This is a genomic window from Calothrix anomala FACHB-343 (assembly GCF_014696435.1).
Lineage (GTDB): Bacteria > Cyanobacteriota > Cyanobacteriia > Cyanobacteriales > Nostocaceae > Aulosira > Aulosira anomala_A.
In genome coordinates this window covers 1-14374 of the sequence record NZ_JACJQG010000057.1, presented here as the reverse complement: position 1 = coordinate 14374, position 14374 = coordinate 1, and the positions used below count along the sequence as shown (strand labels likewise).

Genomic DNA, 14374 nt, shown 5'->3' with positions numbered 1-14374 from the left:
TATGGTTAATCCAAACCCATCTCAGAGATTAATAGATCCTTTTGTACGTATTACATTAGGTAGCTTAGGTAGTCAAAGTGGCGATACTTTCACTGTAGGAGATGGAAAGCTAATATTCGCATCAGTAACTCTAGGAGAAGGTAAAGTTCAATCTAGCTGTAGCTTTACTGTATTAGACCCAGATAAAAAATTAGCAGATAAATACTTCTCTTATATAGAAACAGTAGGTGGATTAGATCCAATTCCTGATCCTGGAGATCAATCTACTAATAGTAATACTGCTCCTGTTACTGAACCAGACCAGTCAAATAGTACGGCGGGTAAAGTTCTATATGAGAATACTCAAGCTTCTACCTTTGGTTATGGTGAATCAACGCAAGGGGGTGATAAGGGTGCTTGGGGTGATCCTATAAACTTTAATGGTATGTTTGCTGCCATGATTCACCCAAACTATAATCCTTCTTCTTCTGATTCTGAATATTGGCGTAATTATTACAAGTATGCCAAGATGAGGGTTACTAATCTTGCAAATAATAAATCAGTAATAGTTACTGTTGTATCAACAGGCCCTTTTGCAACAACACCAGATGGCAAAAGTGCCTTAAGACCTCTTAGACCTCATCCTACAAGAAAGATTGATTTAACTCCTGGAGCATGGAAAGAATTAACTAATAATGCTACACCTGGAATTATTAATGTCAAGATTGAATGGTTAGAGAAAGAAACCACTACTGCTTCATCATCTAATAAAAATAAAACTGTACAAGAAATAGTTCAGGAAGATGCTCAAAAGACTAAGAAACAGCAAGCTAGTAATAACCCATTTAAAGCAGAGAAGATAGGTGACTGGCCATTACCTAAAGTAGGGCCAACTAAGTCAATAATAATTACTTCTGGTCATAGAATAGATATCAGTAGTGGGACAAATGGTACTAGTGGTAGCAGTGTTACTTATGCTGGTGAAACTAGAACAGTAGAATCGGTAACTACTGAGATAGCTGCTCAACTGCTTAGGGGAATGCTGATGAAAGCTGGCTATACAGTAATCACTGCTCCTCCCATTGGCTCTAGTAGAGGAGATGCTGCCCGTAGGTCTTACCAAGATGAGGTACAGAAGCTTAAAGAACAGACTGGTGCTTATGCTCTGGAATTACACTTTGATGAGCCTGCTGGTAGGGCTGGAGTTATAGCAGGGGCTAAGTATGATGCCAGTGGTAACTTCCTTAGTGTTATGGATGTTGCCTTAGCTAAGGAGTTTGGACACTTTCCTTTCAAGCATAGAGACAATTTAGGAGCACCTACCAGGGGAATCACAATCCTAGAGATAGCTCCACTTAATAATGTCCTAACTGGATTAACTATCGCTGGAGTTAATAATGATAACTTTGCACCATTAAGGGATGCCTTATACCCCTATATGGAAAGGGTAGTAAAAGCACTCAGTACAGTTGCCTCGGCTAGTGCTGCTACTAAAGCAGCCGAGTCTACGTCTACTACTCCCACTAAGGAAGCTGTGCCTACTCCAGTTACTTTAGCTGGCTCACAGATTACAGTTGAGTTGGGTTATAGCGGCAAGACAATAGCAGCTTATTCCTTTATCCATACAGGTTTAAGATTCAGTTTATTTGAACCAAATGCTCTTGAATTTACTGGGCAAGCTGCTTCATGGGTATTAACTCAGAGAATTAAGAATACTGTTTACACTAACCTTAGCTTCAAGAAGATAGGTCAGAGAATAACAAGCTCTTATGGCATGAAGCTAGATATGCCTGAGGAAGGCCCAACTTATAATTATTTCCCTCAGCGTGGTCAAACTGACTATGAAGCTTTACTAATTGAAGCTAGAAGGATTGGTTACAGGGTGTATACCAAGGGGGCTACCTTATTTATTAAACCTAGAGCAGGTGTCATTACAGATAAGGAGATATTTGTCCTAGAGTATGGGGATAATATGGGCACTAGCTTTGAGGTAGTACATGAAGCCCAAAAGGATGCTGAAGGTGGTGCTAGGTCATCTGTACCAGGAGCTAATAACTCAACAGGGGAAAGGAAATATGAGATTGACCCAGATACAGGTCAAATGGTGCAGAAGAGGAAGGAGAATGTAATTGGTACTGGTAGAGATTCTGCGATCGCAACAACTGGATCACCAATCAAAGCACCTGCCCCTAAGACTACTGGCACTACTGATAAGCAAGATGCTGACAGGAAAGCTAATGAGGACAGGATTAAGGGCATACTAGCTAGTGCTGAATTCCCTACTACCCCAGAAGCTCTGACATTAGATCCAGATACACCATTCCTGACTAAAGGTGTAAGTACCTTCCTAGATAGGATGTGGGTAGTTGATACGGTTACCCATGATTACTCTAGGGGCACCTTTATTACTAAAGTAAGTTGCTATTCTCCACTCAAGAATAAGAACGCTAGTGCAGACCTTCCTCCTAATACTAATTCAAATTCAACAAGTAGTAATCCTACAGGCTACATTATCCCAACTAAAGGCACATTCACCTCTCCATTTGGGCCTAGAGGTGGCAGAAACCACAATGGAGTAGATATAGCTAATTCTTCAGGTACTCCTATATATGCAGCAGCTTCAGGAACAGTATCAACTGCGGGTAATGCTTCAGATGGTTATGGTAACAAGATAATCATTGACCATTCTAATAATGAGAAGACTTTATATGGTCACTTAGAGGATGGGGGTATTAAAGTTCAAGTAGGACAACAAGTTCAGCAAGGTCAATTAATAGGATTAATGGGCAGCACTGGGCATAGTACAGGTTAAATGTAGCCCAATATAGAGGTAACTTTATATTGAATCTCCCTTAATTGCTGGGAAGCCTTAAGAGCTTTAACACCACAACATAATCTGAAAAGGTAAGTGTGAAGGTTAGAAAAGTTAAAGATTGGGTAATCAGCAGGCAAGTTCCTAAATCAATTAGACAAGGAAAAGCTTCAACGACTATCTTTAGAAGAGTACACCTAAGTAGGTGGAAATGGGGAGAATCCTTAGAGGATTAAGATGTAGTCTAATCTTGTATTAAAGTACAAGCAGTTACTTAAAGTAGCGGCTCAAGATTAACGACCTTGAGTGAATATAAATGCCACATTTACATTGGGAAATTAGGGTTAATGGTACTCCTATTAACCCTACAACAAGAGTAAAACTACCTTCAGTAGGTAGTAGTATATTTTAAATTTATGGAAGAGATATTTAAGATATTATTAGATTCTAATAAAGCCTCACAGGTGGCATTAGATTCAGTAGGAAGATACAATTACCCCGTGATGGGGATAGTAGTAAATAACCAAGATCCAGAGAACAAACGAAGGGTAAAAGTATCTCTACCATCTGCTCCTCAGTTAGAAAGTGACTGGTTAAGGAGATTATTACCATCTCCTTTTGTTGACCCGCCTTTACCTATCGTAGGGCAAACAGTTCTAGTGCTTTATGCAGAAGGGGTTGAGACTAATGGATATTATATATCCCTAATGAATGCAACTAATCCCCCTAGAGATAAGGAATCAGTTCAAGATGATTATTCTGAAAGTATTCCTGGTAATAAGGTTGTTGAAATTGGTGGTGATGATTCATTAACCGTCAAAGGAGAATTCTCTACCACTACAGACAAGAGTGCAACCCATACTGCTGAAGAAGACTTCAAAGTAGAAGTTAAGAGAAATATCTTAATGGATGCTTTACAAGCACTTACTTTGGTAGCAGCCCAGTATGTAATGTTAAAAGCTGGTCAGTGGTTTATTAAGCTCTACAGTAATGGGACATCAGAGATGGGTGGTGGGGTGCTAACAATTAACTGCGGGGGTTATGGTATCGAGCTAACTAACTGCTCAACTCTATCTGTTAACGGGAAGCAGATTACAACATTAGGGGCTGTAGATAGTGACGGGGATGTAATAGTCAATAAGGGCTGGTAACAATATAGGTGAAATTAGATTCAATAGAGAATAAACCGCCTAACCTAGACAGTTACCTAGTTTAGGTATTTAGTACTATTAAATGGTCTATTAAATGGTCTAGGTAAGGGGCGGAGCGTAGCGGAGCGTTTTAGGAAGGGTGGGTGGGATAAGGGGGAAAGGAGAGGAGTGAAGTAGGGGAAGATGAGGTGAGTAGGGGGAGAAGGGTAGATTGAGGATATACATAGTATAAGTATCCATAGTAATATGCTGTAATCCTTACCCCATATAGCTTTGAGCTTATAAAATTACTTCGTTTTAACGTCTGAAAGCCTGATTCTACCGTTGATTAATTAAACTATTATCAATCACCTAAAATCCCTAAATAATAAACCAGATAGAAACCTAGACAGTAAATCGCCGCAAACTAGACCAGAGAGAAGGAGACCAGGGAAGAAAGGAAAGGAGAGGGAAGGAGAGAGAGAAAGATAGCATAGTACTCTATACTGAGTAAGTATAACCCTTTCCCTATAAGACTTTCAGCCAATTTACACACCCCTTTTGCTCCTACTATGCAAATTATTTTACTAAGTATCACTTACCCTAATTTAATAAACTCGGACATTAGTATTTAATAGAAAACAGATATGACAATACAGAAAGGGATAGCATTCCCATTACAAATTGACCCAATCAGGGGCAACTTAAAGGTAGCCAGTGAAGGGGAATTATTTAAGGGGCATATATTATCTTGGCTGCAAACTGAACCTAAACAAAGGGTCATGAGGCCGCTTTATGGGATGAGAGATCCTTTATTTGAATCCATTCAAGATATAAATACTTTCTCTGCTGAGATTAGAGAAGGATTAATAAGATATATTCCCGATGTTGAATTCCAAGTAGCGGGCAATATCAACGACCGAGGGGAAGCCCTTATAACGGTTTATTGGCAGTATCAAGATGAAGAAGAATCAATTACAGTAAGAATTTAAATTTAATATGACGGATATATCATCAATCCCATTAGATACGATTCTTCTAGATGATAGAGATGAAGAATCAATAGTTTCCCAAGCTCAACTTAGGGTATACAACGCCTCAGGGGGTCAGCTAAACGATTTCTCTGAGAATTCACCTGTAGCTGCCTTAATTCAAGGTCAAGCTTTTGCTGCTTCTGAGTTTCTCTATCATGTAAATAAACTTCCATTAGCTTTAGTAGTGGACTTCTTAAAGGTCACGGGTGTAGAGCAATCTCTAGGTACTAAGGCAGTAACTACATTAACTTTTACCCTTACCGCACCGCAATCAACACCATTTACAATTCCTGAGGGATTTGAGGTAGTAGACTCTTCGGGGCAATATTCATTCTTCACTGATGCTACCCTTCAAATCCCTCCTGGACTTATAGCTGGTTCTGTGACTGCTACTGCTGAGGAAGTAGGTAGCAAATATAATCTACCAGCTTACACAATAACTAGAGCTACCCAGCCCCTTAGTTTCTTATCCTCGATAACTAATGTTGAATCTTCTTCAGGAGGTACTGATGCAGAAACATTAGACCAAACCATAAGTAGAGGATTAACTGAATTAAGAATTAGAAATCTAGTATCGGAAGATGATTATGAAGTTGCTGCCGAGACAATATTAGGTGAAGGTTCTGTAGCTAAGGCAATAGGATTATTATCTAGAAATAAGAATGAGGAAGAGTTAGGGGCAGTACATTTATTTCTTCTAAATGCCAATCAGGAACCCGCTAATGACGCTCAAGTGCAACTAGTTAGTGATTCATTAAGCAGAAGAATTCAGTTAGGTACACAGCTTTATATAAGCCCAATGGAGCTTATAAATATCAGTGCATCATTGATAGCTAAAGTAACAATTGGAGCTAATGTTGAACAGGTTATAAATGATTTATGGGAAGCTTATAAAAGTTATTTAAACCCATCTACCTACCCAGTTGGTCAAGATATCATCCTTAATGAAGTAGAGTATCACCTAAGGCTAACTGAGGGGATTAAGAATATACAAACACTTAGTCTTAATGGTTCTCCAACTAACATAGTTATACCAAATCAATACTCATTACCTTACCCCTATAGTTTGTTTGTTCAACTGCTATCTGAAGATAGAGTAATATATGAATCTCTTAGAGGGGCTGGAGAATCTGAAACATTCATTGGGGAATTGTAAATGACAACTTATCAGGCGTGGATAGTAGATAAAGCTCCAATATTCTCTCGCCTACCTGAATGTTATAAAGATAATTTAGTAACTGGATATTTAACCGCCTTCTGGGATGAATTATTAATAGCAACTAAAACTAAAGTTGATGATATTCCTAGACAATTAAATCCTCTTACCTGTGATGCTAACTGGTTAGACTTCTTAGCTCCTTTATGTGGGTTTACAGGTGTTTACTGGGATAAGAACTGGCAGGATAAGCATAAAAGAAGTCTATTAAATTATTCATATACTAAAATCTGGTCTAATAAGGGTAGTAGAGAAGCTCTGAGTACAGTTTTATTCTGCTTTGAGATACCACATGAGATTGCAGGTAGAGGAGATTTTATCTTTGGGCAATCTAAATTAGGAGAAGATCCTTTAGGTAAATCTGGTTGGGAATATACAGTATATCTAAAGACAATTTACAGGGATACTCCTCAGGTTGAACTAGTTAAAAAGTTAATTAAACTCTTTGGGCCTTGTTGGTGTAAAGCTAACATTAATTTTGATGATTCTGTAATTAAGGACTACTTAATACTAGATGATAGTCAACTTATTGTTTACACACTTTTATAAAAACTAATTTAAATATATTCAAATATGAGTCAGATTTTAGGAACTTTCCTAGATTCTGGGGGCAATCCTATAACGGGTAAGTTAAGAGTAACTCTTAGCGGAACTCTTGTAGAAGTAAGTGCTACTCCAGACTCTATATATCTTATAGAACCAAGTGTATTCACCATCACTAATGGTGTGGTTGATATAAATCTAGATGAATCAGAAACTAAGAAGATAACATATAGGTTTGAATTCTTTAAGACAGATGGTGATGGTAATTTAATTGAACCTGCCCTTCTAGACTTTTATGCACTAGTACCTAATAGTACACCAGTACAGTTTGCCAATCTAGTTCCTACTGGAATGGTGAACGATGTATTAGACACTGGGGCATTAAGAATAGCACAATTAATTGCTGCTGATCCTAACTTATCTTCAACTATTGGGGGCCCCTTTCCTAGAGGAGATTGGAATGAAGCAGTAACTTATAGGTATAGAGATTTAGTAACTTATTTAAATAGAGCTTATATCTCTAGAAGTTTTACCCCTATTACGGGAGTATTACCTACTAATAATGCCTATTGGATGCAACTTCCTATTGAACCAAACGGGAGCTTAATATTAGGTGATGCTACTCCTTATGGGCCTTCATGGAGTAATTCAGGTTTAGCTACTTCTCAGAATGCTGTTTATACGAAGATAGAATCCGTCCTCAATGACATTACTTTAAAAGCTAATATTAATTCACCTACTTTCTCTGGGGTAGCTAATTTTAATAACACCTTAAGAACTAGACCACTTAGTACAGGAACTCCAGGTTTATTTAATCCCGGATTAGATATTCAGTCAGCTAGTGGAGCTAGGTCAGTAATTAGGTTTAGTAATAATACTGGTTTAGCTAGATGGGAAATATTTAAGAGTGAGCAGACTGAAACTGGTGGTAATGCAGGTAGTAATTTAACTATCAATGCTTATGATGATTCGGGTAATTTAATTGGTTATTGTATATCTATAAACCGTTTCGATAGGTCGATTTATATACCAACACCTCCTGGTACAGATAATACAGGTAGAGTAGTTAATTCTATTTGGGTAAATAATAAGTTATCGACATTAGCTCCTTTAGCAAGCCCTACATTTACAGGGGCTCCTAAATCTACTACCCCTTCAGACCCATTTGACAATACAACGAGAATAGCTACTACAGCCCATGTCAGGAACATCCTTAATTTTTATGCTCCTAACACTAGCCCAGTATTTTATGGTAGTTCTACTTTTACTGGAGTAACTACTTTTAATAACAGTACAGTATTTAGCACAACCTTAAATATTAAACCTTCAGGGACATATACTCCTGGGATTGATATTCAATCTGCTAACGGCTCTCGTTCAAATATTAGACTGTCAAACAGCAGTGGATTAACAAGATGGGAACTATTTAAGACCGAGGATTTAGAATCTGGTAGTAATACTGGATCTAATCTGGCAATTAGTAGATATGACGATGCGGGGAATTATTTAGGATTTGCATTTAGCATAGACCGTAATAATGGCAGAATTACCCTTAATAGCAATACTACTGTTAACGGTCAATTAAGCTGTACAAGCTTAAATAATACTTTAACTAGTGATTTAGGTAGCTCAACAGCTACAGGCAACCCAGGAGACATTAGAATATCTCCAAATTTCATACACGTTTGTGTGGCCACAAATTTATGGCGTAGAGTGGCTCTCAGTTCCTTTTAACTAAATATTTATTAATTAGTAAATAAGAAATATGACAAGGCGTATATTCTCTGATGGTGATGTCTTTTATGCCGAAGATGCAAATCAGATAGCATATCCTATCCCAGATGGGCAGGATTATATTGGACATGGGCCGAAGATTATAGACAGCTATTTAGATGATGGTAATGACCAAATAAAGTCCAGATTCTATAGCTTTTACGACAGATTTAAGGTTACTCATCAATCAGGGCTAACCTTTAATTATTTAGGGGGTTCTGTACTACTTAGTAACGGTAATATTGTAACTATCTCTACAGGTTCTATTAATATTCCCGATAACACCACTGTATATATATTCATCAATAGTAATGGGTTAGTACAACAATCTAGTGTATTACCTAATGAATCATTCCCTTTAGCAAAATTGACGACTGCTGAGGGAAGTTTAAGTGGAAATATTATAGACCTAAGAGATAAATTAGTAGACAGAATTTCTCCTTCAACCATTCCTTCTACTGAGATAGTACCGACAGGAATGATGACTGAATTTGCTGGTAATACGGCTCCTACGGGCTGGTTATTATGCAATGGGGCAGAATATCAAATTAATAGTTATCCGGCCTTATACGCTGTTATAGGTACTACTTATGGTGGAAATGGAACCACTACCTTTAGAGTTCCTGATCGTAGAGGAAGGGTAGGTCTTGGTGCAGGACAAGGTGCCGGATTAACTAATAGAACATTAGGTCAATCTGGTGGTCAAGAAACAGTTACTTTAAACGTTTCTCAAATACCTTCTCATAATCATGGAATTAATGACCCAGGACATAATCACGCTATTAGCGACCCAGGACATAACCACGGCATTAATGATCCAGGCCACAGCCATAAAGTAAGAGTTAATAGAAATGACGGTACTGGTAATTATATTGCTGATAGTAATGGTGGTCATCAGTTTCTTGTAACTAATGAATTTGAAGCCTTAACTTCAGGCACTAATATTAGTATTCTTGGTGCAAGGTCTGGGATTAATTTGAGTGCGGCTAGTACAGGAATTACTACCAATACCCAAGGTGGTAACGGTTCACATGAGAATATGCCGCCATTTCTTGTAGTTCACTACATCATAAAAACTTAAATATGACAAGAATCGCTTTATCTAATGGGCAGTATGCAGATTTAATCATTGCGGCTGGTCAGAATATTGGAGGTATGTTTCCTCTACCTAATGGACAATATGCTCAAACAGTAATTCCTGTTGATGCTAGTGGGAATATTGCTATAGCTAGCCCTAATCACCCCGGATTTGTATCGGGTAGATATTACACACCACACTACTTTAATGCTCCTACTACTGGTAGTCTAGCTACAGGATTTGTTTACTACATTTATTTCTACACGCCAGTAACAGCTAGCTTTGATAGGATTTGTATTAACGTTACTACACAAGCTTCAGCAGGAAATACTGCAAGATTGGGTATATATAATGTTACTTCAGGTGGAATAACACCTAGTTCCTTAATAGTAGATGCTGGTGATGTTGCTATAGATTCTACAGGGGCTAAAGAAGCAACAATTAACATTAATCTGACACCTGGTTGGTATGCTTTAGCAGTAGCTCAGAGTGGTGGTTCGGCTGTTATCTCTACTATTGGTAGTTCTGCTGCAATAGGAGGTTTTGTATTAGGAACTACTTCAGTATCAACATCTTTTAATACTTGTTCCAGAGCTTCTCAGAGCTATGGATCTTTGCCTAGTACTGCACCTACAAGTTCTTTCACATTACAAACAGGTGCTCCAGTTGTTTGGCTGAGAGCCTCATGATAAATCAAATAATTTAAATAGAAATTATGGCTAATATTATAGTTAAAGATGCTTTTAATAAGAATGTTTATCTAAAGGCATCTGGGACAGGTACTATTGATGACCCTTATGTAACTCAGCAAGACAATACAATAATAAATACCTCTCTACCCTTACCATTAAATGCTGCTACTGAATCTACAGCTAGCGATATTAGGTCATTTAATGAAATGTCTTTGGGGCAGAGAGGACATACTCTAGTTACTAGTACCCTTCCTCAATCAGGTTCCTGGGTGGCAATTCAAATAATTGAGGCTGCATCCTTTGTTGCAATGACCTGTGCTAATACTTCTACCCCAGCCGTAGGAGTAGAGTTACCAACAGGATTCATTTTATATGGGAATATATCAGCATTTACCTTGGAATATGGAAAAGTAATTGCCTATAAGAGGTAAAAGCTATGCAATTAGGAATTGGATTAAATAACCAATTAAATAGTAGTTATTTACCATTAGACAATTACCCAGAACTAGAATTTGTCTATTCTATAGTTCGGCTTGTATCCTCTTATAAAGGCCCTTGCATGAGGGTACGTAGAGATAATACTGTAGTAGATATTCCCTACACAAATAAGAACTTAATAAACCTAGAAAGCTTAATTCAATTTGTAGGTTCTAGTGTTGGTTATTTAGTAGGCTGGTATGACCAAGGTAGAAAGGCTAAACATTCATTTCAGAATGATCCATTACTTCAACCCAGGATAGTAATAAATGGACAATTCAATCCTGATGGTGTTGTGATTAGTTCCAACTATTTATTAGTAGATAGTGCTTGGCTTGCAGACCACATTTCAACCTTAATAATCAGAGAGAATGCATCTTCTATTAATAGCTCAAACTGGTTTTTAAGCACTAATGTACCTACTTCAAGTGAGAATGTTAATTTAGGGTATGCGGATTCAAATACCCTCTCAGCTACTCAATTTGGCACTACCATTACTTACGATAATCCATCATCTAACTTTCCTACAAATACTACTAGAGTTTGGGCAGCTACTTCTAATGGTAATAATAAGAAATTATATTTAAATGGGGTAGTTGTATCTAACAACTAATAAATTAATATGTCTGGATTTAATATAGTAGGTAAAAGAATATTTGCCCCTGATGGTTCTGAATTTATTCCTAGAGGTTTTAACTTTCTTGGCTATAGATACGGCAAGACTAATCAAAGAGCAGGTACAGTTTGGATAAATGGTCAGCCTAGAGTTATTGGGCCTTATATTGAAGACTCAATGGTTTATGCTGAGGCTTGGGGAGTCAATACAATAAGAGTATGCTGTAATCCTTTAAATACTACTCTAGGTGGAGATACAAGAGCAGAATCAATTGCCAATGCTGTAGAAGAAATTACTAGCAGGGGTATTGTATGTATGCTCGAATATTGCCACCATGTTAACGGTCAAGCTGCTGGTTATATATTATCTTCAACCACTAATCCTAGCCTCCAACAGGTTGCTGATATAGGGGCGGAATATGCTGAGTTATACAAAGATAATCCTTATGTCTGGCTAGAACCAATAAATGAACCTGGTAATATGAATCCAGCCAGTCAGTTGGATTCTTGGGCAAGAATGTACCAAGTACTTATTAAGGCAATTAGAGATACTGGTAAGACGAACCCTATAGTTTGTAATGGTTTATTCTTTGGGCAGGAAGGTGTTAGCTATAATGCTAATCCAGTTCCTACAGGCTCATCAGCAATTCTGAGTAGAGGTAGAAGTTTACTATCTTTTAGAGACCCTAATAATCCTTATGCTCCTATAGCTAATTACAACAATATTTTATTTGGTATTCACGTATATGAAACTTGGGGCTTAGATACCGATTCATATACCCAAGAACAATACACCGAGAAGCTTAGAAATTATATTAATAGGGTACATGAATTAGACTTAGCTATCTTCTTAGGAGAGTTTGGTTCAGATAATAATTTAAATCCAACTGAGAAGGCTACTCAAGCTTCCTACGCGATTTCAAGGGAGAAAAGAATTGGTGCTTTATATTGGGATTATCATGGTGATACTGGGGCTGGTAGAGGTCTTACACCAACTTACGTTATTGATAATAAAAACATCCAAGGCGGCTATACAATCACTCCTTTAGATGGTACTAAACCCACTAATTTAAGACCTAGTAATGGTGGTAGACATAATGGAGAAGACTTCTGGAATTGGCTTAGATATTGGGATAATACCTTATATAAGAGTACTTTAAAGATAGGTGGTGTTAATTACTTTGGTAAGATTCACACAGTCTTAGGATTAAGTAAAGCTTTATCTGATACGACTATAAGAAAGTTATCTGACTTTATTTATAAGATACAACTTCCTTCAGATTCCTCACCTTATCCTATCTCTGAATACTTTGTTCTTAGGGAAGATGGTGGTTATCTCTTAAGGGAAGATGGTACTTATTTACTGACAGAAGATTCTGAAATTATCTACGGCAGTTTACTCAGAGAAGATGGGGACTTTATCTTAAGAGAAGACGGTACTTATCTGCTGAGAGAAGATAATATCAACACTATAAACTTAGGAATACTTAGGGAAGATAATACTTTCCTACTAAGAGAAGACAATTCCTTTATCCTTCGGGAAGATACAGTTATTAATTAATTAAAGAATTATTCAAATGAGTAATACAAAAATCAGTCAAGAGACTGCTCTAACTGGCGCTCAGTTAGATAGAGCAAATGACATATTTCCCATAGTTGATGTTAGTGAGGGGACTACAGGAAATAGAAAAATGACCCCAAATGAACTAATGGTGGGAGTACCCGCTACTAGTTCTGCTCCTGGATCGATGAGTGCTGCTGATAAAACTAAGCTTGACAGCATTAACGCAAGCACTATAGTAACAACCAACACTAATCAGACTGTTACTGGCACTAAGACAATTACATCCCAAAGCATAGCTGCTAGTGGTAGTAAACCTTCTGCTCCGAGTTCTGGTAATGTTCTGATGTATTCAACTGATATATCAGGCAGAGTATTTCCTATCTGGCAGACCCCTGACGCTAGAGAATACATAGCTCAATCTGGGCTAGCTAGAAATCAGGTGGTGGTATTCTTCCCAGTAGACGGTGTAGCTGTAGGTACTTATGGTCAAAACTCAACTAGAGTTGGTACTACCTCACACGTTATTCCTTCTGATGATTCAATTCCCTACATGGCTAATTTAGCCAGTGCTAGTCAGCTAAACAATCAGATAGTCCCTAATACAACTAACATATTCTGTAATATTAGTACTAATAGTAGAATCTTTTGTCGAGGAACTAATCCTAATGGCTTTGGGGGTTTCTTCTTCTTTGCCAGAATTTATCTACCAGATACCAGCTACCCAGACACCAGAATATTTATAGGAATGTATAGTAGAACTCCTTCTACTGATAACAAAGGCTTCTGGGACGGTTATGTTACTGCTGTAGATAATCCAGATGGTAACTTTGTAGGGTTTCAATATTCCACTTCAAGAGGAGATACTAGCTGGCAATTTACTACTAAGGACGGTACTACTCAGAATGTATCCGCAATCACAGGGGCTACATTTGCTGCACAGAAGTTGCTTGATTTCTACATCTATTGTCCTAGAGCAGGTAGCACTATTAGTTACAGGTTAGATAATGTAACTGATGGTACTTCTTTTAGTGGAAGTACTTCTACTAATCTACCTACTGCTAATGAGTATTTAGGTGGAGGAATTCAGCTTAGAGCTACAGCAGTTAATGGTTCTAATCTTAGATGGAATCGTCTTTATATAGAAGGATAATAAATTAATTTCAATAATTTAATTAAAAAGCCCTTACTTTGTTTGAGTAAGGGCCTTTATTTATATTAATAACTATATTTATGTTTAATTTAACAACAGATAAGTATCAACTTCATTTGGCTACTACCTCTGCCTATTTAAATCAGGGACAGGAGACTACTAGTAATAACTCTTCTGTACCAATAGGATTATCAATATCTCCTAAGAGGATGTTTGAAAAGTCGGACAGATTGTAAAAAAGCTCTCTCGGTATACGCTGTGAATAGATAGTAGACAGCACCGAGAGAGCAACATGAGTAAAGCATATCCCA

Annotated in this window: 12 protein-coding genes; all 12 read left to right on the top strand. The window is 37.5% G+C overall.

Translation table 11 applies throughout. The features are described 5' to 3' along the window. Position 1 precedes the first annotated feature (1 nt). The 12 genes from H6G08_RS26555 to H6G08_RS26500 all read left to right on the top strand — a co-directional run bounded on the left by H6G08_RS26555 (position 2) and on the right by H6G08_RS26500 (position 14063). Positions 2 to 2791, top strand: a complete 2790-nt coding sequence (locus H6G08_RS26555; RefSeq protein ID WP_242046275.1) for a peptidoglycan DD-metalloendopeptidase family protein — start codon at positions 2 to 4, stop codon at positions 2789 to 2791. Positions 2792 to 3207: 416 nt separating this feature from the next. Then, complete coding sequence (locus H6G08_RS26550) at positions 3208 to 3942, top strand: phage baseplate assembly protein V (RefSeq protein ID WP_190548529.1); 735 nt, start codon at positions 3208 to 3210, stop codon at positions 3940 to 3942. Between the two features lie 626 nt (positions 3943 to 4568). Beyond that, positions 4569 to 4913 carry a GPW/gp25 family protein gene (locus H6G08_RS26545; RefSeq protein ID WP_190548527.1) on the top strand — a complete coding sequence of 115 codons (345 nt, stop codon included), beginning with the start codon at positions 4569 to 4571 and terminating at the stop codon, positions 4911 to 4913. 7 nt (positions 4914 to 4920) lie between these two features. Further along, positions 4921 to 6111, top strand: coding sequence for a baseplate J/gp47 family protein (locus H6G08_RS26540; protein ID WP_190548525.1), 1191 nt, complete (start codon positions 4921 to 4923; stop codon positions 6109 to 6111). Further along, entirely contained in the window at positions 6112 to 6720 is a 609-nt protein-coding gene (locus tag H6G08_RS26535) for a phage tail protein (protein ID WP_190548522.1), read from the top strand. A gap of 24 nt (positions 6721 to 6744) precedes the next feature. Continuing rightward, positions 6745 to 8448 (top strand): hypothetical protein, encoded by a 1704-nt coding sequence (locus H6G08_RS26530; protein ID WP_190548520.1) that lies wholly within the window; start codon positions 6745 to 6747, stop codon positions 8446 to 8448. A 31-nt stretch (positions 8449 to 8479) separates the two neighbouring features. Next, complete coding sequence (locus tag H6G08_RS26525) at positions 8480 to 9568, top strand: tail fiber protein (RefSeq protein ID WP_190548518.1); 1089 nt, start codon at positions 8480 to 8482, stop codon at positions 9566 to 9568. 2 nt (positions 9569 to 9570) lie between these two features. Then, positions 9571 to 10254, top strand: a complete 684-nt coding sequence (locus tag H6G08_RS26520; RefSeq protein ID WP_190548516.1) for a hypothetical protein — start codon at positions 9571 to 9573, stop codon at positions 10252 to 10254. Positions 10255 to 10280: 26 nt separating this feature from the next. Further along, complete coding sequence (locus H6G08_RS26515; protein ID WP_190548514.1) at positions 10281 to 10688, top strand: hypothetical protein; 408 nt, start codon at positions 10281 to 10283, stop codon at positions 10686 to 10688. A gap of 5 nt (positions 10689 to 10693) precedes the next feature. Next, positions 10694 to 11347, top strand: coding sequence for a hypothetical protein (locus H6G08_RS26510; protein ID WP_190548512.1), 654 nt, complete (start codon positions 10694 to 10696; stop codon positions 11345 to 11347). A gap of 9 nt (positions 11348 to 11356) precedes the next feature. After that, positions 11357 to 12910 carry a cellulase family glycosylhydrolase gene (locus H6G08_RS26505; protein WP_190548510.1) on the top strand — a complete coding sequence of 518 codons (1554 nt, stop codon included), beginning with the start codon at positions 11357 to 11359 and terminating at the stop codon, positions 12908 to 12910. A gap of 16 nt (positions 12911 to 12926) precedes the next feature. Then, the gene (locus tag H6G08_RS26500; RefSeq protein ID WP_190548508.1) at positions 12927 to 14063 is read left to right on the top strand and encodes a hypothetical protein; all 1137 of its coding nucleotides are present in this window, start codon (positions 12927 to 12929) and stop codon (positions 14061 to 14063) included. Positions 14064 to 14374: the final 311 nt, after the last annotated feature.